A 22801-nucleotide genomic window follows, 5' to 3' on the forward strand; every position below is an offset into this window, starting at 1 on the left:
GAGATCGCGATGGCGAGCAGCATTCTTGCGGGCCGACGAGCCCTGGTGACCGGCGCGGCCGGCGGGATCGGCGCGGCCATCGCGCGCGCCCTGCTCGGCCAGGGCGCCCAGGTCGTGATCGTGGATGTGGACGCCGCCCGCGGCGAGCGCACCGCGGCCGAGTTGACCGTCCCCGGCGGGCCGGTCTGCCGATTCCGGCCGGCCGACATCTCCGCGGAACAGGAGGTGACCGACCTGTTCGACTGGGCCGCGCGAGAGCTGGGCGGCCTGGACATCCTGGTCAACAACGCCGGGGTGGCCGAGAGCGGCGGCGGTGTGACCGGCGTGCCGGTGACCGAGTGGCGGCGGGTGATGGAGGTCAACGTGACCGGCACCTTCCTGTGCAGCCGGGCCGCCTTCCCGCTGCTGGCCCGTGCCGGGGACGGCGCGGTAGTAAACCTTTCGTCCATCTTCGGGGTGACCGGCCTGCCCGCCTACCCCGCCTACTCCGCCGCCAAGGGCGCTATCGCCAACCTCACCCGGCAACTCGCCATCGAGGGCGGCCCGAAGGGCATCCGGGTCAACGCGGTGCTCCCCGGCTACGTGGCCAACGACATGGGCGACTCGCGCAGCCGGCTCACCCCCGAGGACGCCGCCGAGGCGCTGCGCCAGCGGGAGGCCGCCGCCGCCCGCCAGCCCATCGCCCGCCAGTGCTCCCCGGACGAGATCGCCTCCGTGGTGGCCTTCCTCACCTCGCCCGCCGCCTCCTTCGTCACCGGCGTGCTGCTGCCGGTGGACGGCGGTTTCCTCGCCCAGGGCGACTGGCGCGGACCGGAGGCGTCATGACCGTACTGCTGGCCGCCGAGCAGGTCACCAAGTCCTTCGGCAGCCTCCGCGCCGTGGACGGGGTGTCCATCGAGGTACGGCAGGGCGAGGTCTTCGGCCTGGCCGGTCCCAACGGCGCGGGCAAGAGCACGCTGTTCAACCTGTTGACCGGCATCCCGATCCGGCCCGACTCCGGCCGGGTGCTCCTGCGCGGCCGGGAGGTCCAGCACCGCTCCCCCCGCTGGATCGCCAAGGCCGGGCTGAAGCGCACCTTCCAGACCGAGGCCGTCTTCGAGTCCCTCACCGTCCTGGAGAACGTCCGGATCGGCTCCGCGTACGGCGGGGCGGGCCGGGCCGCCCGGTGGAACCGGGCCAGCTGCGCCGAGGCGCTGGAGCAGGTGGAGCTGGGCGGCGACCCCGGCCGCCCGGCCGACGAGCTGTCGCTGATCGACCGCAAGCGCCTGATGATCGCCTGCGCCCTGGTCAGCCGCCCGTCCGTGCTCCTGCTGGACGAGCCGGCCGCCGGGCTGGACCCCGCCGACCAGGACGCCCTGATCCGCCTGCTGACCCGGATCCACGCCACCGGCACGACGATGGTGATCATCGAACACGTGCTGTCCGTGCTGGAGGCGCTCGCCGACCGGATGTCCGTACTGGACAGCGGCCGGGTGATCGTCACCGGCGCCCCCGCCGACGTGCTCACCGACGCCCGCGTGGTCGAGGCCTACCTGGGACCGGGAGCGGCACGATGAACGACCTGCTGACAGTAGACGGTCTCACCGCGGGCTACGGCCATACAAAGGTGCTGCGCGGGATCTCGCTGCGCGTCGGCGCGGCCGAGGCGATCGGGCTGCTCGGCCCCAACGGGCACGGCAAGACCACACTGCTGCGCTGCGTGTCCAACCTGCACCGGGCCACCTCCGGCTCCATCACCTACGCGGGCAGTGACACCCGGGGCCGCTCCCCGCGCGACCTGGTCCGCCGCGGCCTCATCCACGTCCCCCAGGGCTCCCGGCTGTTCCCGCAGCTCACCGTGGAGGAGGCGCTGCGCATGTCGGCCGCCTCCAGCGGCCACACCGCGACCTGGCGGGACGGCCTGGACCACGTCTTCACCGTCTTCCCCCGCCTGGGCGAACGCCGAGGCCAGCTCACCGGCACGCTGAGCGGCGGCGAACGCCAGATGGTCAGCCTCGGGATGGGCCTGATGGCCCGGCCCACCCTGCTCATCCTCGATGAGCCCACCCTCGGCCTGTCGCCCAAGGTCAAGCACGAGCTGAGCGAGTGCATCCTGCGGATCCGCACCGAGGTCTCCTCGATCATCCTGGTGGACGGTGACATGGACCTGGTGCTCAGCCTCACCGACCGCTACCACGTCGTGCTGCACGGCGACATCGTGCACAGCGGCGCCTCCGACACGACCGTCGGCCGCGACGCGATGATGTCGCTCTTCCTGGGAGGGTCCACCGATGAGCGGCATTAGCGCCATCCTGACCAGCGCCCTCGTCCTGGGCGGGCTCTACCTGCTCATGGCGGCCGGGCTCACCCTGATCTGGTCCACCCTGCGGGTGTTCAACTTCGGGCACGGCGCGCTGCTGATGTTCGGGGCGTACCTGTCCTGGACGCTCCTGGACCGCGCCGGGCTGCCGCTGCTCCCCGCCCTGGTCGGCGGCGTGCTGGCGCTGGCCCTGCTCGGCGTGGTCTACGAGTTCCTGCTGGTCAGCCCGTTCATCCGGCGGCCCAACGGGGACATGCTGGTGATGGTGGCCACGCTGGCCGCCACCATGCTGTTGCAGTCCGGCGCGCTGCTGCTGTGGGGGCCGGAGATCAAGCAGCTCCCGCCGCTCGGCTCGGCCAGGATCGAGCTGGGCGGCTCGGTCGTCCAGGGCACCCAGCTGGTCACCATCATCCTGGCGCCGGTGCTGGTCGGCCTGCTGGCCCTGGCACTCAAACGCACCGGCATCGGGCTGACCGTGCGGGCGCTGGAACAGAACCGCGAGCACGCCCAGCTCCTGGGCATCTCGCCGCGCCGGGTCTACCTGTTCGTGGTGACCGTCGCGATCGCGCTGGCGGCGGTGGCCGGGGTGCTGCTGGGCAGCATGCGGTTCATCTCGCCGACGATGGGCGACGATCCGCTGCTGCGCGCCTTCGTCGTGCTCGCCTTCGGCGGCGCCGGCAGCCTCGGCGGCACCATCGCCGGCGCGTACGCCATCGGCCTGCTCGAAGCGGTGACCACGTACTACTTCGGGCTGTCGTGGAGCCCGGTCCTGGTCTTCCTGGCCATGATCGTCATCATGCTGGCCCGCCCCGAGGGTCTGCTGCGCAGCCAGGTGAGGAGCGCGTGATGGCGAACCTGCGCACCTGGGCCGGGTGGCCCGCATACGCGATCGTGCTGGCCGTGCTCCCGCTGGTCCTCACCGACCCGCACAGCCGCCTGCTGCTGATCCTGATCACCATGTACGGCATGCTCGCGCTGAGCTGGAACCTCACCCTCGGCTTCGCGGGCATCTTCAACTTCGCCCAGATCGGCTTCTTCGGGATCGGCGCCTACACGGCCGGCATCCTGGCCACCCAGACCGGGATCGACCCGTGGCTGACCCTGCCGATCTCCGCGGTGTCGGCGGTACTGGCCTCGCTGGTGGCCTTCCTGCCGGTGCTGCGGCTGCGCGGCATCTACGTCGGCCTGGCCACCTACGTCTTCTCCCAGCTCTGCATCTACCTGGTGCTCGGCCAGGCGGGCCTGACCGGCGGCGCAGGCGGCATCGTCGGCATTCCCCGGCTGACCCTCGGGGAGACCAGCCTGCGGGCCGACGGCCGGATCGGCTACTACTTCCTGGGCGCGGCGCTGCTGTTCGCCACCACCCTGCTGGTCCGCCTGATCAGCCGTTCCACGCTCGGCCTGTCCCTGCTGGCGATCCGCGACAACGAGGCCCTGGCCACCAGCCGGGGCGTCTCCCGGGTACGGCAGCACCTGATCATCTTCATGATCGGCGCGGCGCTGGCCGGAGTGGCGGGCGCCTTCAACACCTACCTCAACGGCGTGGTCAGCACCGACGTGTTCGGCTTCGGCTACCTGACCCTGCTGCTCAGCATGATCTTCCTGGGCGGCAGCGGCAGCGTGTACGGCCCGATCGCGGGCGCCGTCGTGGTCACCCTGGTCACCGACGCGCTCCAGGACGCCGGGGCGTGGCGCGACGTGACGGTCGCGCTGCTCATCCTGGTGGTCCTCTGGATCGCCCCGAAAGGCCTGGCCGGGCTCGCCCGCCGAGCCATCGCCCCTCGTGTAAAGGAGAACGCATGACCAGCCAGGACGCCCTGACGACCAGGATCCTCGACGAGGTGGACGGCCTGGCGGCCAGGATGGTGCACACCCTCGCCGAGGCCATCGCCGTGCCCAGCATCAACCCCCGCTACCCCGGCCAGGAGTACGACAAGGTCGTCGGCGCCGAGGGCGAGATGAGCGCACTCCTCGCCGACCTGTACGCCGAGGCGGGCGCCGACCTCACCACGGTGACCGTGGAACGCGGCCGGGACAATGTGGTCGGCGTCCTGCCCGGCGCGGGCGGCGGGCGCTCACTGCTGTTGAACGGGCACGTGGACGTGGTGCCGCCCGGGCGGCTGGACCGCTGGCACGGCGACCCCTTCCGGGCGGTGGTCACCGACGACACGGTCACCGGCCGCGGCGCCACCGACATGAAGGCCGGTCTGGTCGCCGCCGCGTACGCCGCCGTCGCGCTGCGCCGCGCGGGCCTGCGCCTGGCGGGTGACCTGGTGCTGCAGGCGGTCGTCGGCGAAGAGGTGGGCGACCACGAGGCCGGCACCACGGCAGTGCTGGAGGCCGGTTTCGGCGCGGACGCGGCCATCGTGTGCGAACCGTCCGGTCAGCGTGGCACGCTGCCCGCGGTGGTGCCGGTCACGCCCGGCCTGTTGTGGTTCTCCATCACCATGGAGGGCAAGACCGCACATTCCGGGCTGCGAGGCATGACCGTGCACCCGACCCTGGAGGGGGACGCCCTGGGCGTCAACACGGTGGACAAGTTCTGGATCGTCTACCAGGCCCTGCGCGCGCTGGAGGAGGAGTGGGCCGGGCACGACCGGCACCCGCTCTTCCCGCCCGGCTACTTCAACCTGCTGCCCGGCGTGCTGCGCGCCAATCCGTCCGGGATCCTGGTGCCGTTCTTCCTGGCCGACGAGCTGACCGTGGAGTACTGCGTCTACCATCACCCCGGCCGTACCAACGAGGAGGTGATGGCCGAGATCGAGACCCGGGTCGCCGACGCCTGCCGCCGCGACCCGTGGCTGCGCGCGCATCCCCCGGTGTTCGAGTGGAAACTGCTCTGGCCGCCGTACGCGCTGCCCGACGACGCGCCGATCGCCGCCACCGTCGCGCACGCACACGCCACCGCCGCCGGACAGGTCCCGCTGACCAGCGGCTTCATGGGCGTGTGCGATCTGACCTGGATGGACCGCAAGGACATCGGCGGCCTGGTGTACGGCCCGGGAGTGGGCTACACCGCGCACGCCGAGAACGAGTACGTCGAGATCGCCCAGCTCGTCCAGTCGGCCAAGACCTACGCGCTGACCGCGGTCAGCTGGTGCGGCCTGGCGGAGGCCGGATGACCACGACCTGTCCCCCCGGGCTGAATCAGGCCCCGGAGGTTTTCCGCACCGGCCTTCCGCGGGAGGTTCGCGCCGTCCACCCATCCGTGCGAGTATCCCTGATGCGACCGGCCGGAGCCGGCTCCCCCCGAGCTGGTCTGCCGCGATGACCGGTCACGCTGAAGGAGACGGCATGCCCGGCACGACCGAGCCGCGTACGGTGGCGGCCCAGCTGCGCGACGTGCTTCCCAGCCTTCCCCGGGCCGAGCAGCGGGTGGCCCGCGCACTGCTGGCCGGCTACCCCACGGCGGGGCTGGAGCCACTGGCCACCGTGGCCACCCTGGCCCAGTCCAGCCCGGCCACCGTGCTCCGGCTGGCCTACCGCCTGGGTTTCCAGGGCTACCCGGAACTCCAGCAGGCGCTCAAACGCGAAACCCAGCAGCGCTACTCCTCCCCGCTCATCCAGTACGCCGAACCCACCGCCGAAGAGGGCACGGGTCAAGACGACGACGGGGTACTCGGCCGCTCCCGGCGCGTCCTGCTGGAAGCCACCGCGATGACCTTCGACCAGCTCCCCGAAGGCGAACTCGTCAAAGCGGCCGGGCTGCTGGCCGATTCCGCCCGGCGCGTGTCGGCCGCAGGCGGCCGATTCAGCACAATCCTGGCGCACTACCTCATCGCCCACCTCCACCAGCTCCGCCCGAACGCCACCTACATCGCGGGCTCCACCGCCGACCACGCCGCCCACCTGCTCGACATGGGCCGCCGCGACGTCCTGGTCCTCTTCGACTACCGCCGCTACCAACGCGAAACCATCGCCTTCGCCCGCGCGGCAGCCGCCCGCAACGTAAAGATCGTCCTCTTCACCGACCCCTGGCTCTCCCCTGCCGCGGCAGTAGCCGACGTCGTCCTCCCCGGCCAGGTCCGTTCCCCCTCCCCCTTCGACTCCCTCACCCCCGCCGTAGCACTCATCGAAACCCTGGTCGCCGCCGTAGTCGAACAACTCGGCGAAACCGGCCGTGCCCGCGTCGCCAAGTACGACCAAATGGCCGACGACGTACTCCGCGAGGAAGACACCACCTCCCAACCCGCCACCCCGTAACCTCCCCCGAAGCCCCGGCAACGGCCACCAGGCCCCGCGGGTGCCTGATGGACCCCCGCCCGGCAACTGCCACCCGGCCCCGCAGGTGCCTGATGGCCCCTCCCCCGCTCGGCCGAGGGGCCGACAACGCCGCTGACGTTGGGGGATATCGTGTCTGGCGTGTCGAGATCTCAGATCGCTTCCCCCGTCGATCTTGCTAAAACGGTGGTCTTCGCGGCTTTCATCGCGGTGCTGGGGATCTTCCCCGGGATCTACGTCGGCAGTTCCGGCGTACCCATCGTGCTCCAGAACATCGGGCCGCTGCTGGCCGGCGGCATCCTGGGCCCCCGCCGCGGCACGGCGTCCGTCGTGCTCTTCCTGGGACTGACCGCGATCGGCCTGCCACTGCTGTCCGGCGGACGGGGCGGGATCGCGCCGTTCATCGGCCCAAGCGGCGGGTTCTTGCTGGGCTGGATCCTGTCGGCACTGGTCACCGGCCTGATCGTGACACGTGCGCGGCGCGTCGGCCTGCCGGTGCTGCTGCTGGCCAGCGCGGCCGGGCTGGTCGTCGACTACCTGATCGGTGTTCCGTTCCTCGGCCTGTACACCGGCGACCTGCCGGCGGCGGCCGTGCAGTCGCTGGTGTTCCTGCCGGGCGACGCGGCCAAGGTGGTGGCGGCGTCCTTGATCGCCTCGGTGGTTCACCGCGCCCTGCCCAGCCAGCTCCCGGGATCGCGCAACAGCCCCGATGCCGGGCCCGGGCCCGGCGAAGCGGATGAGACCGGCGAGATCGCCGCGAACACCTGACGTGGCAGCGATCACGCCACCGATTGTCGGCGCGGGCACCGTTCCGGCCGGTCTGCTGGCTCGGGCGCACGGAGCCGCCCGATGGCTGGCCGCTCGGGGGATCACCGAGGGATCGCGGATCGCCGTGGACTCGGCGGACGTGCTGCCGTGGTTCCTCGGCGCGGACCTGCTGGGCGCCGCCGCCCTGGTCGTCGAGCCGTCGTGGACACCGCGGGAGCGTGACGCGGTGCTCGCCGACGCCAGGCCCGATCTCGTGGTCCATCCCAGAGTCGCGGACGTCGTCGCCGCCGACGGCGTCTTTCCCGCCGGAGACGAGGACACCTTCTTCTATCTGCCGACCACCTCGGGCAGCAGCGGACGTCCGAAGGTGCTCCTGCGTACCCGCGGCTCGTGGCTGCGCAGCTTCGCCGCCCTCGGGCGCCTCCACGGACCGGTACTGATCCCCGGACCACTGAGCTCGTCGCTGTTCCTGTTCGGCGCCCTGCACGCGCTCTGGTGCGACCAGGAGGTACGGCTGCTGCCGCGATGGGAGCCGAACGCAGCGGCCGAGGCCACGCGACGGGCCGGCGCGATCCATGTGGTTCCCGCGATGCTGGCGGCGCTGCTCGACGTGCTGGACCGGCGGTCCGAGCTGCGGGAGAACTGCGCCCTGCGGACGGTGGTGTGCGGGGGAGCCCATCTGCCCGAGGAAGTGCGGGCACGGGTGGCGCGGCTGTTGCCGGAGGCTGATCTGGTCGAGTACTACGGCTCGGCCGAGCACTCCCTGATCGCGATCCGGCGCGGCGCGGACGGGCTGCGCCCCGTCCCCGGCGTGCGGCTCGACATCCGCGACGGCATCCTGTGGGTCCGCTCCCCTCTCGCGTTCAGCGGCTACCTGCGCAGCGGCGTGCTTCACCCGCCTGAGACCGAGTGGTCCACAGTGGGCGATCGGGTCGAGCTGGACGGCACCGGCGCCCTGGTGGTGCGGGGCCGGACGGGTGCGGTCGTGTCCAGCGGCGGCAGGCTCGTGTCCGCCGAGGAGGTCGAGGCGGTGCTGCGCAGTGTGCGGCACGTGGAAGACGTGGTCGTCGCCGGCACTCCGCATCCGACCCTCGGCGCGATCGTAACCGCCGTCGTCGAGGCCGCCCCGGATCGGTGGCCCGCGCTGCGAGAGCTGCGGGAGGCCGCGCGGGCGAGCCTCGAACCCGGCAAGAGACCCCGCCGATGGCTGGTGACCAAGGCGCTGCCCCGAACGGCGGCCGGCAAGCCCGCCCGCGCCGCCATCGCGCGGCAGTTGCGGGACGGCACCCTGGCCGCGGAGCCGCTGCGATGAGCGAGGACCGGACGCCCGTGGTGGTGGCGGCGCGCCGCACTCCGATCGGCAACACCGGCGGCGCGCTGCGCGCGTTCACCGTCGACGAGCTCGCCGCGCCGGTGCTGCGCGCCGTCCTCGACGACGCCGGGCTGGAACGTGTGGACGGGCTGGGCGGGGTGGACGACGTCGTCCTGGGCAACGTCTTCGGCCCCGGAGGCAACCCCGCCCGCGTCGCCGCGCTGCGCGCGGGACTACACAACCGCTGGGCCAACGGGCTGGGCAACGGACCGTGCGAAGCCGTACCCGGCGTGACGATCGACCGGCAGTGCGCGAGCGGTCTGGCCGCGATCACCCTCGCGGCGGCGATGATCCGTGCCGGGGAGGGTGAGGCCTATCTTGCGGGGGGCGTGGAGAGCGCCTCCACCGCGCCCTACCGCGCGTGGCGTCCGCAGTCCGCGGCCGAAACCCCCCGGTGCTACACCCGGGCGCCGTTCGCACCCGCCGAGATCGGCGACCCCGACATGGGACCGGCCGCCGACCTGGTGGCCGCCGAGGCCGGCATCACCCGGGAGCGGCAGGACGCCTTCGCCGTACGCAGCCACGCCAGGGCGGTCGCGGCCCAGCGAGCCGGCCGGTTCGACGGCGAACTCGTCCCCCTCGGCGGCGTCGGGCGGGACGAGCGCCCCCGCGCCGGATTCACGGTCGAACGGCTGGCCAGGTTCCGGCCCGCTTTCACCCCGGACGGCACCGCCACCGCGGCCAACTCCTGCGGGATAAACGACGGGGCCGCCGCCGTACTGCTGGTGAGCGAGGCGCTGCGCCGCAGGCTCGGCCTGCCCGGTCTGCGGCTCGTCGCCTCGGCGACCTCCGCAGTCGACCCCAACCGGCTCGGCCTGGGCGCGGTCCCGGCGATGAAGGCCGTGCTCGACCGCACACCCGACGTGGTGGAGTTCAACGAGGCCTTCGCCGGACAGGCACTGGCCTGCCTGGACGCGGTGGGCATCGACGAGCACACGGTCAGCCCGGACGGCGGCGCGATCGCGCTGGGCCACCCCTGGGGCGCGTCGGGCGCCGTACTGGTCGTACGGCTGTTCGCGACACTTGTGCGAGCCCGCGGCACCGGTCGCGGGCTGGCCGCCCTGTCGGCGGGGGGCGGCCTCGGCGTAGCGACGATGTGGGAAGTGGTGCAGTGATCGAGTTCGAGGGCGTCGGGCACCGCTACGGCGAGCGGATGGTCCTGTCCGGCGTGGACCTCCGCCTGCCCGAGCGGCGGGTGGCGTTCGTCGGCGCGAACGGCTCCGGCAAATCCACCCTGGCCCGCATGATCAACGGCCTGGTGCGGCCGACCACGGGACGAGTGCTGGTCGACGGGCTCGACCCGAGCCATGACGGCCCGGCGGTGCGACGACGGGTCGGATTCGTCTTCACCAATCCCGACAGCCAGATCGTGATGCCGACGGCGGGCGAGGACGTCGCGTTCTCACTGCGCCGCAGCGGGCTGTCCAGAAGAGAGCGCGCGCAGCGGGCGGCCGAGGTCCTCGCCGAACACGGTCTCGACGGCTACGCCGACCACCCAGCGCACCAGCTCTCCGGCGGTCAGAAGCAGCTGCTCGCGCTGTGCGCGATGCTCGTACTGGAACCCGAGGTGCTCGTCTGCGACGAGCCGACCACCCTGCTCGACCTACGCAACAAGCGACGGTTCGTCGACCTGCTCGGGACGCTGAAACAGCAGGTCGTGCTGGTGACGCACGACCTCGACCTGCTCGGCGGCTTCGACCGCGTCCTGGTGCTCCACGCGGGCCGCGTCGTCGCCGACGACGAGCCGGAGCCCGCGCTGCGCCGTTACCGGGAACTCGCCGGATGACGGCGGGTGGCTGGTACGAGCCGGGCTCGACCCCGCTGCACCGCATGCCGGCCGGGTGGAAGTTCCTCGCCCTGCTCGGGCTCGCGGCGGCGGTGTTCGTGCTGCGCGCCCCGGCCTGGCTCGCCGGCGTCTGCGCCGCGGTCGTCCTGGGGTACGTCGTGGCACGAGTCTCCCCCCGGCGCTGCCGACAACTCCTCGGCACACTCGGAGTGATCGTGGCCTCGGTGTTCGCGATTCAATGGTGGCTGCTCGGCCCCGGCCCGGCCCTGGTCGTATGCCTGCGGATGGTCGCGGCGCTGGCCGCCGCGAACCTGTTCACGATCACCACCCGGGTGGACGACGTGGTGTCGGCGGTCGAGCGCGGGCTGCGCCCGCTTCGGCGCCTAGGGGCGCGGCCCGACCGGATCGGCCTGCTCGTCGGACTCACACTCCAGTCGGTGGCCGTACTGTCCACGATCGCAACCGACGTACGCGAGGCCGCCAAGGCACGCGACGCACACCGTTCGATCACGGCCTTCGTGGTGCCCTTCCTCGTCCGCACCCTACGCCACGCCGACGAACTCGGCGAGGCCCTCGCCGCACGCGGCGAGGGCGATCGGTAACGCTGGCCAACGTAGGTGGTCTTCAGCCTTCGGCATTGCTAGAGAGGGGTCCTGGAGTTAACTCTGTCGACGGAGCAACGCCGGGGTGTGAGTGACAACCGACACGACAGCCCTGGACGTGGACGGACCCACCAGCGCGGCTAATGGTGCAGGCAATCCGGGCGTCAGTGTGGTCAGATGGGCGTTCGATCTGCCTGGGGTCAGTAGTCCCGGCTTTGCTAGCCGGCGTCCGGGTTGTCCAGGTAAAGGTTCGCGCCACCCTGGGTCGTGCCGGACGACTACGAGCGCAGCCCCAGGGAAGAGTCGCTATCGCGCCGATGCGGGGAAGACGACAATCAGCACTTCCCTGACCGCCTCCGCCTCGGCCAAATCCGGGGCGCGCTCGACCCCCCGGACATAGGCGCGGATCCAGTAGGAGCCCGCTCCTGCGACGGTCACATCGCCTAGCGCGTTGCCGCCGTCACCGAAGAACTCCAGCACACCGGTTGGGCTGTGAAATCTCATCTCTCCCGACCGCTGCCAGCCCTTCGCTTGCGGCGGACGCTTCCTGTAGGCCTCTCCCGTGACGCAAACCGGCCCCTCTTCATTTCCTCCCCAGGTGAGGTGCACCGTGCCCTTGCCCTTGGCAAGGAACCTGTTCGTGTAGTCGAGGCCGTTGTAGCCCTCTTCCCACGCCTGGATGCCGCCCGTTTGCACCCACATGGCGGCCCGAACCTGCCGTACCGGCTTGCCGATCGGCTTTCTGCGTGGACACCGAGCGTTCGCCACCGCCAGTCGCCGCTTGTCCTCGACCTCTTGGGCGTTCCGCTCGGCCAGGTAGATCTGTTGATTGCGCTCGTACAGGCCGGGACAGCGCAGTTCGAGCAGCCTTATCAACTCCTCGTCACGGACCTCGGAGCCGCACAGGGCACCGCCGCGCGCGAGCAGTTCCTCGTCCGGCAGGTCACCGAACTGCCGATGAGCGAAGCACAGGTACATCCACTGCCAGTCCTTGGGTTCGACCGCTGCGGCTCCTGGCGGAACACCAAGTCCCAGGCCCATGGGGCAGTCATGCTGCTTCGCGGGCTCCGCCAACGGCACGGTGGCGCTCAACTGCGGTATGGCTAGGGCGAGCAAGAGCACTGCCATCCCTGCGGCGACCCACCAACGCAAACGGTGCATTCGTAACACGATGTATCAGTGTAGATAATGCGTGTCATGCTTGCCGACAGCGTCGCCTGTTCCGGTACACGTATATCTACTGACGCCAGAGCAGCAGGCCTAACTGTGCTGGCACAAACGCTAACCTCCGGCATCCCGACACCTCGTCACTGAACCGCGTGATGAAATTCGTTGTGTCGAGGCCGCCGACCGGGCGGCTGGTGAAGAAGAGTGATATCAGAACGCTGGCAAGCCTTATGAAGCTACATGAAGCCACCGACAACGCCGAGCTTGCCTCCTAAACGTATGCAGCCGAAAAGGAATGCGACTGCAATTTGGACTTGATCCGGTTTGACGGACGCCTAAGATCAGGGGTTCGTCCCCGGAAAGGTGTCCATGATGGACAGCATGGGCAAGAAGAGGGCGTCCTCGCCGCTCGTTCACGCCGGAGTTCGAAGCCGAGATCGTCGAGCTGTGCCGGCGGGGCGATCGTTCGGTCGGCCAGGTGGCCAACTGCTGGGAGTCTCCCGTGCCGCCTTCTACGCCCGCCGCGGCGACACCCCGGGCCCCGCGCTGCGCGCGACGCCGTGCTCGGTGATTCTCGGTGCGTCGAGGATCTCGCGGCCAAACGCCGGGAGGACGCGCGGTGGCTCCGTGAACATTTCAGGCCGTGGCTCGGACGGCGCCTGTGCGGAACCCCCTGCGGCGACAACGTCACCGCGAAAAGACCGGAGCTCATCCCGTTCGAGACCGGCGACATCTAGACAGCTGGCCTCCGGACGGTGAGCTCGGGTAGATGCCAACCAATCGTGAAAGCGCTCTCTCAGACGTATCGTATCGGGATGGAGCTAGCTGAGATCCGGAAATATCCGGTTAAGTCAGTTTCAGGGTGGGTGGTGGATTCAGCGGTCGTCGAGCCTTGGGGGCTGGCAGGAGACCGCCGCTGGGCCGTCGTGGACGAGCAGGGGGAATTGCATTGGGTCGGGGAGAATCCCCGACTGCTGTCCGTCGTAGCCAGTGCCACGGCCGAAGACGGGCTGCTGCTCGACGCGCCGGGACTACCCCAGCTGAAGATCCCCCCAGCCACCGGAGAGAGCGTTCCCGTGGGCTTCGTCGAACTGGACACCGCCGTGCTAGCGGCCCCCGACGCGCACGCCTGGTTCACCAGGCTGCTCGGCAAACCGGCCCACCTGGTCTGGCTCGACGACCCCAACCGCTGCGCCGTCCCGGCCTCCCACGGCGGCCTGCCCGGCGAGGTCGTCAACTTCGCCGGGGACGCCCCCATCCTGCTCACCTCCCGCTCCTCGCTGCGGCAACTGGACGACTGGATCATCGAAGGCGCCCTGGAACGCCAGGAGGCCCCGCCCGGCCCACTGGACATGGCCCGCTTCCGCCCCAACCTCGTGATCGACGGCGCACCGCCGTACGCGGAGGACGAGTGGCGCGAGATCCGCATCGGCCCGCTCACCTTCCGCATCTCAGAACGCTGCGACCGCTGCGCCACCACCACCTACGACCCGGTCACCTTGGACAAGGGCAAGGAACCCCTGCGCACCCTCGCCCGCCACCGCCGCTGGAACGGCAAGACCTGGTTCGGCATCCGCCTGATCCCCCGAGCCCGCGGCGAACTACGACTCGGCGACCCAGTCACCGTCCTGGCCTGAACCACCCACCGACAGCCACGTGCGCCCCGGTCTCCGTACCCGCCTGACCGCCCGGCGACAGCCGCGCTTTAACCGGCCGACAGCCGCCGCAGGGCTTACCGGACCTTCTGGGGGACCGAGGTCCGCCAGTACGGAGTGAGCTGCGGCACAATTTCGCACCTATTCTGAGCGCGCACGACGTCCCGCTAGAGGACGTCAGTGGTGAGGGGTCGTGCGGCACGGTTGCTGTACTTCGCTGCTGTACAGCAGTTGCGTCGTCAAGCCTCGGCGCGCTGGGCAGCCATCGAAGCTTCATAGAGGTACCACCCATCGACTTCCCTGGTGCCGGGCTCCGTGGGCAACTCTCCACACGCTGCTGCAATCTGAATCAGGCGGCGGACCGTCTTCGGCTCGTACAGGTTCAACCAGTCCCCTTCGGGGCCGGCAACCACGGTGCCAGCCTCGAAGTAGGTGTTGGAAATGAACCTGCCGGGGCCGGGCCGGAAGACGATCGACAAGCGAGAACGTGAGTCGTCTCGACGGAGCGACAGGGTTAGACGACAGTTCTCATACCGGTCCCTGTCGAGCTTCCGACGCACCGACCAGAGCCAGACGGCGTCACCATCGACCAGGCGACGCAGCCTACGATCGTTCTTCATGCCTTCGCCCTGGTGTTGGAAACGAGCGGACTCCCTAGCGGGCGCAACACGTTGACGATAGACGCTTGTGCGGCTCCGCGCGAGAGAAGGCCCAACTCGGGCGGGATGGGACGCAACCAGTCGGCCTGTAGGCCGGATACAAATTGCGCACGCTCCCTACCTGCACGGATTCGCCCTACACCATAGACGACCTGCGATAACGCTTTCATTCGTTGTCATCGCTTGCCAACGCTTTTCGGAGTCATGTGCCCCCAAAGTGCCCCGGCCCGTCAGGCATTCGCGAACCCTCAGACCGCATATTGCGTGGCCGAGGTTACCTGCACTGAGCGATGCTGTACCGGTGTCATCGCCCCTGACCACGCTGGAGTATGAGCGTACGGTTGCTCTGTTGCGGGGCAGGCGTATCCAGAGGGTCATCTACTACCCCCTGATGGTCGGGGAGGACGGTTGCGAAGTCGAAGACTGGGATTTCGGGCCGTGGCACCAGCCGACCATGGGCGTCGAGTTGTTCACCGACGACCGCGCTCGGTTCTCGGCCGTGTGGGGAAGCAGCTTCGAACACTACGGGCTTGAACTCTTCCCTGAGCCGATGACCGCTCACCTGCTAAGAATCGGAGAACCAGGAGGCTCGGCGCAGGTGGATGTGACCGATCATGTGCGCTGGTCAACCCTGGTCGGCAGAAAGCTGACCTCCGTTGACATCGCCTGGGCCGAAGGCCCTAAGCCCGGCATCCGGGTGCCGGACGCCATCCGGTTGTGCTCGCGAGAGAGGGCAGTGTGGATCGCCGTCGGCCGGCCAGCGGACTATCCACCGAGCGGGGCCTACTACCTGGGCACCGACGATGTCATGGTGGTCTTCACCACCGAGTTCGCGGCCAAGGTGGGCATTCCCAACACCCGCTGATCGGAATGGCCGAGCCAGCAGCCGTCCATCTTCTAGCGGTTTCGCTGCTACCTGAACTTGATTGGGTGATGTCGGGGGCATCGCCCTGACAGTAGTGCCGGTTCCTGTAGTTCTGGCTGGTTCAGAGATGCGCAGGGCGGGGGCTGACCGACGCCGGGAGGCCGGGCGGGAGCGCAGTCGGCTTCAGACCACCGTGGAGCCACCTCGGACATAAGACCGAACAGTGGTGACCCCGTCTTTGGTCCTCCTCTGGTGCGAGGTCGGGTCGCTGATCACGACGCAGCGTTACCTTCACCCCGATGCCCGGGCCTGTAAGCCGGCTTCTTCTCGCGATGGTCGGCGCGTCCCCTATCGCCCGGTGTCCATGCCATTGACGGGCATGAGGCCTGCGGACCTGGAGATCTCGTCGAGGTGGCCAACGGCCTCGGCGGGCAGGTCCAGGGCGAACCCGGTGAGGTTGCCATGAAACTGGTTGAGGGTGCGAGGGCCGATGATGACGGAGGTGACACCCGGCCGCCACCGCACCCAGGCCAGGGCTACGGCAGTCGGAGTGGTGTCCAGGTCGGCGGCGATCCTGACGACCTGGTCGGCGACCTCAAGGTTTGGCTCGTTGAGCAGGCCGTCGGCCCAGGCACGGGCCATCGGTAGCGTGGAGGCCCGCAGCCGCCCCATCCGCGTGTCGGCACCCGGGGCGGCCCCACGACGGTACCGGCCCGTCAACACTCCACCTCCAAGCGGAGACCAGACCAGCGTGCCCAAGCCGTGACGTTGGCAGGTCGGCAGAACCTCAGCTTCGATGCCGCGGGCCAGCAGGGAGTACTGCGACTGGAGGCTGACGAAAGGTACGGCGCCGAGGCGTTGAGCCGCCCACTGGGACTCCACGATCTGGGCCGCGGTGAAGTTCGAGCAGCCGAGGTAGCGAACCTTGCCGGAGCGGACGAAGCCGTCCAGGGTCACCATCGTCTCTTCGATGGGGGTCGAGTCGTCCCATTGGTGGCACTGGTAGATGTCGACGTAGTCGGTGCCGAGCCGTCGCAGACTCGCCTCCAGCGCTCTCGTCAGGTGGGCCCTCGACAGTCCCCTGTCGTTCGGGCCCGGACCCTGTGGGAGGAACGCCTTAGTAGCCAGAACGACCGACTGGCGCCTGCCTTTGACGGCCCGGCCGACAATGCTTTCGGACTGGCCGCCGGTGTAACCGTCTGCGGTGTCGATGACGTTGCCGCCGGCGTCGAGGAAAGCGTCAATGATGCGGGCGGCCTCGGTCTCGTCGCAGTCGGCCACCGCGTCGGAGGTCCCGAAGTTCATGGTTCCCAGGCACACAGAGGAGATCTTGAGACCTGAACGGCCCAGCGTCGTGTACTCCATAGCGAAGCCCTTCCAATGCCAGAACGGGGAATCAGCTAGGATCGGAACAACTGTTCCGGTAACTTTGGATCGAGAACATACGGAACATTCGTTCCGGTTGTCAACGTGTGAGCAGGGCGATGACCAACGAGGGCAGGCAGTTACGCGCCGACGCGCGGCACAACCGGACGCGTGTACTGGAGGCGGCTGAAACGGTCCTAGCCCGTGACGGCCTGTCGGCCTCGATGCGGACCATCGCCCAGCACGCTGGGGTGGGGTTGGGCACGATCTACCGGCACTTCCCCACGCAGGAGGCGCTCTACCAGGCCGTCATCATCGATCGCGCGCAGCGCCTGATCGCCGAGACGGACGCCTTGACGGACGCGGACGACCCCGGCGGGGCATTTTTCGAGTTCTTCACCCGGATCGTGGAGAACGCCACTCGGAACAAAACCCTCTCCGACGTGCTCACCAAGGCCGGTCTCGATCCCAAGGCCGACACGGCGGACGTCAGCCGGGACATGAGAGACGTCGTCGAGAGGCTACTGGTCCGTGCCCAGAAGGCCGGCGCCGTCCGCGAGGACCTGCGCATGCCGGAGTTGCTGGCACTGCTCGGGGCCGCATGCCTGGCGGCGGAACGCAACCAGTGGGGCGATGAACTCCGAGCCCGGACGCTGGCAATCGTCTTCGACGGTCTGCGCCCCCGCTGACCGCCACTCCAAGAGCGGCACAGGCACTCGGGTGCCACCGCTGCTTGACCACCGGTCATGCAGCGCCACCAGGCCGGACACAAGATGATCGTGGTCCCTGTGACGCCGAAAGGGCCGACCCGATGTCTCGGATCAGCCCTCTGAGCTACGTCGGGACGACAGGATTTGAACCTGCGACCCCTTGCCCCCAGGCAACCGCGACAGGTCATCGAACTGGCCGCACAGGCGGTCTACCTGCCGGAATCGTCCAGCAACAGCCACAAGTGTCGCTGGTCGTTCATGGGCGTCGTCACGCAGTTGGTCACCCAGATGTTCGCAGATGCCAGAAATCTAGCAAATCACCCTGAACTGTCAGTGGCGTTGCGTACGCTCCCAAACGTGGACGATCTCTTAAGGGAAGCTCTGGAGTTACAGGCATGGTGGTCTTCACAGAACACCCCCCAGATGCAGCGTCGCGGCCGCATCATCCGCACTGAGCTTGCAACCCTGCTCCGGGAGCACTCCAGTCAGATGGCCGCCGCCATGCGCATCCCCTTGCAGGACCTGGGCGTGCAAGGGAAGGACGGTACAGGACTGAAAACCGAGATCCCCTGGACAAGAGTCCACTCCCGCGAGCGCTCGCCGAGTGCCACCATCGGTTGGTACGTGGTCTATCTCTTCAGCGCCAAGGGCGATCGGGTCTATCTATCGCTCAACCAGGGGACCACCGTTTGGAACGGCGGAGAGTTCGTTCCAAGAGCCCCGGAGGAGCTGAGGGCGCGGGTAGAGTGGGCGCGGCCTCTTATCCATCAAGAGATTGCTGGACGCGATGACTTGAAAGACCAGATTAACCTTGACGCCCTCAAAAGCCACCTAGGGCGGGGCTATGAGGCTGGAAATGTGCTGGCCATCGAGTACGAGCGTTCCAACATTCCGAGCCCAGACTTGCTTATCCGAGACCTCGTCTTTATGGCCGGTCTTCTTGGCGTTCTGTATCGAACCGAAGAATCAGTACCACATGTTCCAGGAAACTTGGCACCCGAGATCATCGAGATTCAGGAAGTCGCAGCCTTAACGGCTGGCCGGCGGAGTTCGATGCCTATGGGACAGGGGTTCCGGCTAACCACCGACGAAAAGCGCGCCGTAGAACGGCATAGCGTACGGATGGCCAGTGACTATTTCGCCGCGCAAGGATGGTCGGTAAAGGACGTAGGGGATAAAGAATCTTACGACCTACTCCTGACTAAGGGCGCACAGCAACTACACGCCGAAGTAAAAGGTACGACCTCAAGTGGCACACAGGTTGTGCTGACTCGTTCTGAAGTCGAGACGCAACGGCGACTTGCTCCCCATAACGCGTTGGTCGTCGTGCATTCCATCGATCTGGACCGCAAGGCAGATCCTCCGTGTGCAAGTGGTGGAGTCCTGCAATGTGTTTCTCCATGGGATATAGCCGACGATGATCTACTCGTCGTCTCGTACTTTTACCAGACAGGCTTGTAAGCGAATCAAGCCCACGCTTGCCGATTCCCTGAGCCGCACTCTTCCCCTGTCCTGATCTTCCCGGCCGCTGTCGACCCGGCCCAGAGGGGCAGTAGGCTAGCGACGGAAGATCAAGCCTGGCTTCGTATGTACATGTTCCCGGTGGAGTTCAGCCGCGTCGTGCCCGCCTCAGGCAACCTGGCCGTCTGCGGGCAGCAGTTCTGGCTCGGCACCCACCGGGCCGGTCTGACGCTCACGCTGCGGGCCGATACTGGCACCGTCGAACTGCTGGCCGCCGGGGCCCGAATCAAGAAGGTGCCGTCTCGACTCACCATCCAGCATCTGCGGCAGTTGATCGCCGGGGGCGGCACCCGTATCCAGCCCGCGCCCGGACCGGCCCGTCCCGGCGCTGACGGGGCGGTCGAGGTGGAGCGGACCGTCAACGCCTCCGATCTGGTCTCCCTCGGTGGCCGGCAATATCCGGTCGGCTCCCCTTTCGCCGGACGCCGGCTGACCGTCCGCCTCGATGGCGCCGTGCTGCACCTGAGTGACGGTTCCACGCTGCTGCGCACCCTGCCCAACCCGCTCACCGGTGATGAGGCGGCCCGCCTGCGCGATGCGCGCCCCGGCCAGCCGCCGAACCGGTGCGGGTGCAGCGGCGGGTCAGCAGCCGCGGCTGGATCGCCATCGCCGGGCAGCGCATCGGCGTCGGGGATCGGTCATGCTGGAGCGACCGTGACCGTCGAGGAGGCCGACGGGATCTTCCGCATCACCTGCGCCGGCCAGGTCATCGCCGAGGTAGCTCGCACCACCACCCAAACGATCGCCCGGTTCAAAGTCCGCAAACCCCAGCGCTAACCGGAAGATCGCATCAGCGGGTAGAACTGCGTGCATGGATCCGGTGAAGCTGCAGCAGGCTCTGGACGATGTCTTCGACCAGGCCCTGCTCCGCCACGGCTTCACGGACTACATGCGCGACTACCAGCTCGTGATCCACGCGACCGCCGACCCTCGAAGCGGGATCGCGCCGGCGACGCTGCGCTACCTGTTCCGCTACTGCGTGCAGGCCGACTGCACAACAACCGTGTCGGCCGACATATGGCGCGAGTCCATCGATGATCGGCTCATCACCTACCAAACCGGCGTCGACCTCGACGGATACGTCTGGGGCGTCAACTGGCAGCTGCTTTATCCCGGGGCCACGCTCGTCACCGACTCGCCGACCGCCGAGAACTGGGCCGCAGCTGTCGGCATCGAGTTCCACGAGGTCCGGATCCAGACCAACGCCCACGATCTGACCCTGGTCTTCTCCGACCTGCAGATCGAAGAACTCCCGTCCGAATGGCAGGGACCGGACCACAAGTTTCCGATTCAATAGGCGTCGGAGAACGACAGATCATCTAGCCGGAGTGTCACCCGCCTCCCGAGCCGAATCTGTCGCACGGGTCCTGAGGCCTGACACAGATGAGATGCACGCCGTCATGGTCCCTGACAGCGGGCAGCCCTCCATGCAGTGCATCGAGTACTCGGACAGCGACGTGGCCATCTTCGCGGCCTGCACCGCAGCACGGATCGGCGAGGTCTCCGGAGTGCGGGTCCGCGACATCAACCCCGACACCTGGATCTGGACAGTGCGCTGGCAGACCACACCCGGCCCTGGCGAGCTCATGGACAAAGGCACCAGAGGCAAGCCTGCCCGGAAGGTGCCGCTGATCGTCGAGGTTCGCGACCTGGTCGCCCGGCGCCTGGAACTGCTCGGCTCCAACCCGGATGCCCGTCTGTTCACCGGTCCTCAAGGCGGACGCATCAGCACCGCGGTGCTGCGCGATGCCACCCATTGGGATGGGGTGGTGACCAAGCTGGGGTACGAGCACCTGCGGGGTCACGATCTCCGTCACACCGGGCTGACCTGGATGGCCGATGCTGGTGTACCGGTGCACGTGTTACGCAAGATCGCGGATCACGGGTCGCTGACCACGACACAGCGTTACCTTCACCTCGATGTCCGATCGCTGACCGATTCCGGACTGCGCTGAGCGCTCACCTGGCAGCCGGCGTTCGCCAGCTGGTCCCCGCGTGGTCCCCAAATGGGATCCGCACAGTGAGTCAATGATCGTGGTCGAAAATGACAAACGACCCACCTCCCAGGGCTTTCGCCCTGGCCGACAGGTCGTGATGATCTGTCGGGACGACAGGATTTGAACCTGCGACCCCTTGACCCCCAGTCAAGTGCGCTACCAAGCTGCGCTACGTCCCGTTGCCCTTGCGGGCGTGATTAACCTTAGCGCAGATTCGGGGCTGGTGCGCACGGGGTTATGGCTGCGGGCCTAGGGTGGCGATCATGGGACGGAAGGCTCGGGTCGATCATGAGGAGCTTGCGCGGCTGGTGGGGCGGGGGTGGTCCAATGCGGAGTTGGCGGGGCATTTTGGGGTGACTGAGTCGGGGATTCTGCAGGCCAAGCGGGCTGCGGGGTTGTCGAAGCCAATGAGCGATCATCGTTCGGCGTTGCCGTGGAAGTTGAGGCGGGAGCACAGTCAGACGGGGCCGGCTACCAATTTGAGGAATCTGTCGGCGGTGGCGCAGGGGCGGGCGATTCCTAAGGAGAAGCTGAACACGGCGTTGCGGTGGGCGTCTCGGCTGGCGGAGCGGGGGCTGGACATCGCGTACGAGCCCGAGAAGGGGTTCTACGAGGTGACGGCTGGGGAGTCGTCGCATGTCGAGAAGATGTTGGCGGCCGCCCAAGAAGTTCTCGACAGGGAGGAGTGACGGGGGCGAGCGTGGCTGTTGTGTGGACGAGTTCATTCTCTTAACGTTGAGTGCATGCTTATTCATCCGTGGGATGCCGGGAACGAGGCCGAGTCGCTGGCGTTCGTGCGGGAGCAGGGGTTTGGGCAGTTGATTGCGGGTGGGCGGGGGCGGGATGTTCCGGTTGTGGTGCCCACGCAGTTTCTGATGGTTGGGGATCGGCGGGTGGTGTTGCATCTGGCCCGGCCGAATCCGGTGTGGAAGGCCATCGAGGAGAATTCGGTCGTTCTGTTGTCGGTGGCGGGTGATTGGGCGTACGTGCCGGGGGCGTGGAAGGTGCTGCCGGGCGAGGGAGATCCGGCGGCCGGGATCCCCACGACGTACTACGCGGCGGTTCAGCTTGTCTGCCGGGCGCGGGTGGTGACCGAGGCTGACGAGAAGGCGGAGATCCTGCGGTTGCAGGTTGGCGCGGTGGACGCGGGACTGGTGGATCCGGGTGAGCATGCGCGGCGGTTCTCCAGCATTCTGGGGCTGGAGTTGACCGTGCTCGAAGTCAACGGCAAGTTCAAGTACGGCGGCAATGTGGACGCCGCGCATCGGGCGTACGTGGCAGAGCGGCTGGCGGAACGCGACGGACCTGGTGACACCGCCGCGATCAGTCACCTCCAGCGCCGCCCTTAGCCCGACGATCTCGTCTCCGATGCCGCTGTCAGCGCAATCCCGTCTCCAGCGGCCACCCCTAGCCCAACCCCGTCTCCAGCGCTGCTCCTGGCCGAACCTCGTTCTACCTGGTCCTCGGGAGCGGCCGGAGGGTCAGCTTGGTGGGTCGCGTCGGATGATCGGATGGGTGTGCGTGCGGACGTCATCCTCGTGTACGTGCCGATGCGCCTCCGCCGGGTCGACCGTGTACATGAGGTCGGGTTCGACCGTTTCCACGGACTCCTCCAGCGGAGTACGGCGCGTGTAGAGCCAGGTGAGGAACGCCCCGACGGCTCCCACGCCCATCAGTATCCAGCCGATCATCTGCAGGTCGATGCCCGGCACATCCCATTTCACGGCGAACGCCAGCACCGCGCCGACCGCGATGAAGGCGAGACTGGCTCCGAAGCCCATGGCGTACCTCCTTTGACTGGTGGTCTGCCGCTC

General features: G+C 68.3%; 25 protein-coding genes and 1 tRNA gene. 21 read left to right on the plus strand and 5 right to left on the minus strand.

From position 1 onward, the window contains the following. The first annotated feature begins 9 nt into the window (after positions 1 to 9). From KIP79_RS09360 to KIP79_RS09415, 12 genes are all read left to right on the plus strand, one after another. Complete coding sequence (locus KIP79_RS09360; protein WP_214104310.1) at positions 10 to 825, plus strand: SDR family NAD(P)-dependent oxidoreductase; 816 nt, start codon at positions 10 to 12, stop codon at positions 823 to 825. Continuing rightward, positions 822 to 1556 carry an ABC transporter ATP-binding protein gene (locus KIP79_RS09365; protein WP_214104448.1) on the plus strand — a complete coding sequence of 245 codons (735 nt, stop codon included), beginning with the start codon at positions 822 to 824 and terminating at the stop codon, positions 1554 to 1556. The genes KIP79_RS09360 and KIP79_RS09365 overlap by 4 nt, the downstream gene beginning before the upstream one ends. Beyond that, a complete protein-coding gene (locus KIP79_RS09370) occupies positions 1553 to 2284 on the plus strand; it encodes an ABC transporter ATP-binding protein (protein ID WP_214104311.1) in 732 nt (243 codons plus the stop codon). Before KIP79_RS09365 ends, KIP79_RS09370 begins: the two co-directional genes overlap by 4 nt. Next, positions 2271 to 3146 carry a branched-chain amino acid ABC transporter permease gene (locus tag KIP79_RS09375; RefSeq protein WP_214104312.1) on the plus strand — a complete coding sequence of 292 codons (876 nt, stop codon included), beginning with the start codon at positions 2271 to 2273 and terminating at the stop codon, positions 3144 to 3146. Before KIP79_RS09370 ends, KIP79_RS09375 begins: the two co-directional genes overlap by 14 nt. Beyond that, a complete protein-coding gene (locus KIP79_RS09380) occupies positions 3146 to 4102 on the plus strand; it encodes a branched-chain amino acid ABC transporter permease (protein ID WP_214104313.1) in 957 nt (318 codons plus the stop codon). Before KIP79_RS09375 ends, KIP79_RS09380 begins: the two co-directional genes overlap by 1 nt. Then, a complete protein-coding gene (locus KIP79_RS09385) occupies positions 4099 to 5421 on the plus strand; it encodes an ArgE/DapE family deacylase (RefSeq protein ID WP_214104314.1) in 1323 nt (440 codons plus the stop codon). Before KIP79_RS09380 ends, KIP79_RS09385 begins: the two co-directional genes overlap by 4 nt. A gap of 172 nt (positions 5422 to 5593) precedes the next feature. Then, complete coding sequence (locus KIP79_RS09390) at positions 5594 to 6502, plus strand: MurR/RpiR family transcriptional regulator (RefSeq protein WP_214104315.1); 909 nt, start codon at positions 5594 to 5596, stop codon at positions 6500 to 6502. Positions 6503 to 6661: 159 nt separating this feature from the next. Beyond that, positions 6662 to 7288 carry a biotin transporter BioY gene (locus KIP79_RS09395; RefSeq protein ID WP_214104316.1) on the plus strand — a complete coding sequence of 209 codons (627 nt, stop codon included), beginning with the start codon at positions 6662 to 6664 and terminating at the stop codon, positions 7286 to 7288. Between the two features lies 1 nt (position 7289). Continuing rightward, positions 7290 to 8600: an AMP-binding protein gene (locus KIP79_RS09400; protein ID WP_214104317.1), complete on the plus strand. Its 1311-nt coding sequence runs from the start codon at positions 7290 to 7292 to the stop codon at positions 8598 to 8600. Further along, the gene (locus KIP79_RS09405) at positions 8597 to 9775 is read left to right on the plus strand and encodes a thiolase family protein (protein ID WP_214104318.1); all 1179 of its coding nucleotides are present in this window, start codon (positions 8597 to 8599) and stop codon (positions 9773 to 9775) included. Before KIP79_RS09400 ends, KIP79_RS09405 begins: the two co-directional genes overlap by 4 nt. Further along, positions 9772 to 10446, plus strand: a complete 675-nt coding sequence (locus KIP79_RS09410) for an energy-coupling factor ABC transporter ATP-binding protein (protein ID WP_214104319.1) — start codon at positions 9772 to 9774, stop codon at positions 10444 to 10446. Before KIP79_RS09405 ends, KIP79_RS09410 begins: the two co-directional genes overlap by 4 nt. Further along, positions 10443 to 11048, plus strand: a complete 606-nt coding sequence (locus KIP79_RS09415) for an energy-coupling factor transporter transmembrane component T family protein (RefSeq protein ID WP_214104320.1) — start codon at positions 10443 to 10445, stop codon at positions 11046 to 11048. The genes KIP79_RS09410 and KIP79_RS09415 overlap by 4 nt, the downstream gene beginning before the upstream one ends. A 306-nt stretch (positions 11049 to 11354) precedes the next feature. On the opposite strand, the gene KIP79_RS09420 is transcribed toward KIP79_RS09415, so the two are convergent. Next, positions 11355 to 12140, minus strand: coding sequence for a hypothetical protein (locus KIP79_RS09420; protein WP_214104321.1), 786 nt, complete (start codon positions 12138 to 12140; stop codon positions 11355 to 11357). 890 nt (positions 12141 to 13030) lie between these two features. Between KIP79_RS09420 and KIP79_RS09425 the strand changes: the two genes are divergently transcribed. Next, positions 13031 to 13852, plus strand: coding sequence for an MOSC domain-containing protein (locus KIP79_RS09425; RefSeq protein ID WP_214104322.1), 822 nt, complete (start codon positions 13031 to 13033; stop codon positions 13850 to 13852). Positions 13853 to 14109: 257 nt separating this feature from the next. Here KIP79_RS09425 and KIP79_RS09430 read toward each other — a convergent pair whose 3' ends face one another. Beyond that, entirely contained in the window at positions 14110 to 14349 is a 240-nt protein-coding gene (locus KIP79_RS09430; protein WP_214104323.1) for a hypothetical protein, read from the minus strand. A gap of 481 nt (positions 14350 to 14830) precedes the next feature. On the opposite strand from KIP79_RS09430, the gene KIP79_RS09435 reads away from it, so the two are divergent. Beyond that, entirely contained in the window at positions 14831 to 15394 is a 564-nt protein-coding gene (locus KIP79_RS09435; protein ID WP_214104324.1) for a hypothetical protein, read from the plus strand. A gap of 348 nt (positions 15395 to 15742) precedes the next feature. Here KIP79_RS09435 and KIP79_RS09440 read toward each other — a convergent pair whose 3' ends face one another. Next, positions 15743 to 16759 (minus strand): aldo/keto reductase, encoded by a 1017-nt coding sequence (locus tag KIP79_RS09440; protein ID WP_256447183.1) that lies wholly within the window; start codon positions 16757 to 16759, stop codon positions 15743 to 15745. Positions 16760 to 16866: 107 nt separating this feature from the next. On the opposite strand from KIP79_RS09440, the gene KIP79_RS09445 reads away from it, so the two are divergent. From KIP79_RS09445 to KIP79_RS09465, 5 genes are all read left to right on the plus strand, one after another. Continuing rightward, positions 16867 to 17448, plus strand: a complete 582-nt coding sequence (locus KIP79_RS09445; protein WP_214104326.1) for a TetR/AcrR family transcriptional regulator — start codon at positions 16867 to 16869, stop codon at positions 17446 to 17448. A gap of 165 nt (positions 17449 to 17613) precedes the next feature. Then, positions 17614 to 18930 (plus strand): MrcB family domain-containing protein, encoded by a 1317-nt coding sequence (locus tag KIP79_RS09450; RefSeq protein ID WP_214104327.1) that lies wholly within the window; start codon positions 17614 to 17616, stop codon positions 18928 to 18930. A gap of 126 nt (positions 18931 to 19056) precedes the next feature. After that, complete coding sequence (locus tag KIP79_RS09455; RefSeq protein ID WP_214104328.1) at positions 19057 to 19767, plus strand: hypothetical protein; 711 nt, start codon at positions 19057 to 19059, stop codon at positions 19765 to 19767. Positions 19768 to 19801: 34 nt separating this feature from the next. Next, positions 19802 to 20287, plus strand: a complete 486-nt coding sequence (locus KIP79_RS09460; protein WP_214104329.1) for a YxiG-like protein — start codon at positions 19802 to 19804, stop codon at positions 20285 to 20287. Positions 20288 to 20417: 130 nt separating this feature from the next. Then, positions 20418 to 20945 carry a tyrosine-type recombinase/integrase gene (locus KIP79_RS09465; protein WP_250212969.1) on the plus strand — a complete coding sequence of 176 codons (528 nt, stop codon included), beginning with the start codon at positions 20418 to 20420 and terminating at the stop codon, positions 20943 to 20945. A gap of 147 nt (positions 20946 to 21092) precedes the next feature. On the opposite strand, the gene KIP79_RS09470 is transcribed toward KIP79_RS09465, so the two are convergent. Next, positions 21093 to 21166 (minus strand) — tRNA-Pro (locus tag KIP79_RS09470). Positions 21167 to 21250: 84 nt separating this feature from the next. Here KIP79_RS09470 and KIP79_RS09475 point away from each other — a divergent pair. After that, on the plus strand, positions 21251 to 21676 hold the full coding sequence (locus KIP79_RS09475) for a hypothetical protein (protein ID WP_214104331.1): 426 nt from the start codon (positions 21251 to 21253) through the stop codon (positions 21674 to 21676). A gap of 54 nt (positions 21677 to 21730) precedes the next feature. Continuing rightward, positions 21731 to 22336, plus strand: coding sequence for an FMN-binding negative transcriptional regulator (locus KIP79_RS09480; protein WP_214104332.1), 606 nt, complete (start codon positions 21731 to 21733; stop codon positions 22334 to 22336). 132 nt (positions 22337 to 22468) lie between these two features. On the opposite strand, the gene KIP79_RS09485 is transcribed toward KIP79_RS09480, so the two are convergent. Continuing rightward, positions 22469 to 22768 (minus strand): DUF6458 family protein, encoded by a 300-nt coding sequence (locus KIP79_RS09485; RefSeq protein ID WP_214104333.1) that lies wholly within the window; start codon positions 22766 to 22768, stop codon positions 22469 to 22471. Positions 22769 to 22801: the final 33 nt, after the last annotated feature.

Origin of the sequence: Acrocarpospora catenulata (assembly GCF_018476525.1) — a bacterium.
GTDB lineage: Bacteria > Actinomycetota > Actinomycetes > Streptosporangiales > Streptosporangiaceae > Acrocarpospora > Acrocarpospora catenulata.

Bases quoted from the DNA above. Each gene is read 5' to 3' on its own strand.
- KIP79_RS09405 (WP_214104318.1), top strand. From the start codon at position 8,597: ATGAGCGAGGACCGGACGCCCGTGGTGGTGGCGGCGCGCCGCACTCCG.
- KIP79_RS09480 (WP_214104332.1), top strand. From the start codon at position 21,731: ATGCTTATTCATCCGTGGGATGCCGGGAACGAGGCCGAGTCGCTGGCG.
- KIP79_RS09440 (WP_256447183.1), bottom strand. From the start codon at position 16,759: ATGGAGTACACGACGCTGGGCCGTTCAGGTCTCAAGATCTCCTCTGTG.
- KIP79_RS09385 (WP_214104314.1), top strand. From the start codon at position 4,099: ATGACCAGCCAGGACGCCCTGACGACCAGGATCCTCGACGAGGTGGAC.
- KIP79_RS09380 (WP_214104313.1), top strand. From the start codon at position 3,146: ATGGCGAACCTGCGCACCTGGGCCGGGTGGCCCGCATACGCGATCGTG.
- KIP79_RS09460 (WP_214104329.1), top strand. From the start codon at position 19,802: ATGGATCCGGTGAAGCTGCAGCAGGCTCTGGACGATGTCTTCGACCAG.
- KIP79_RS09465 (WP_250212969.1), top strand. From the start codon at position 20,418: ATGCAGTGCATCGAGTACTCGGACAGCGACGTGGCCATCTTCGCGGCC.
- KIP79_RS09360 (WP_214104310.1), top strand. From the start codon at position 10: ATGGCGAGCAGCATTCTTGCGGGCCGACGAGCCCTGGTGACCGGCGCG.
- KIP79_RS09390 (WP_214104315.1), top strand. From the start codon at position 5,594: ATGCCCGGCACGACCGAGCCGCGTACGGTGGCGGCCCAGCTGCGCGAC.
- KIP79_RS09475 (WP_214104331.1), top strand. From the start codon at position 21,251: ATGGGACGGAAGGCTCGGGTCGATCATGAGGAGCTTGCGCGGCTGGTG.
- KIP79_RS09455 (WP_214104328.1), top strand. From the start codon at position 19,057: ATGTACATGTTCCCGGTGGAGTTCAGCCGCGTCGTGCCCGCCTCAGGC.
- KIP79_RS09425 (WP_214104322.1), top strand. From the start codon at position 13,031: ATGGAGCTAGCTGAGATCCGGAAATATCCGGTTAAGTCAGTTTCAGGG.
- KIP79_RS09415 (WP_214104320.1), top strand. From the start codon at position 10,443: ATGACGGCGGGTGGCTGGTACGAGCCGGGCTCGACCCCGCTGCACCGC.
- KIP79_RS09375 (WP_214104312.1), top strand. From the start codon at position 2,271: ATGAGCGGCATTAGCGCCATCCTGACCAGCGCCCTCGTCCTGGGCGGG.
- KIP79_RS09365 (WP_214104448.1), top strand. From the start codon at position 822: ATGACCGTACTGCTGGCCGCCGAGCAGGTCACCAAGTCCTTCGGCAGC.
- KIP79_RS09370 (WP_214104311.1), top strand. From the start codon at position 1,553: ATGAACGACCTGCTGACAGTAGACGGTCTCACCGCGGGCTACGGCCAT.
- KIP79_RS09485 (WP_214104333.1), bottom strand. From the start codon at position 22,768: ATGGGCTTCGGAGCCAGTCTCGCCTTCATCGCGGTCGGCGCGGTGCTG.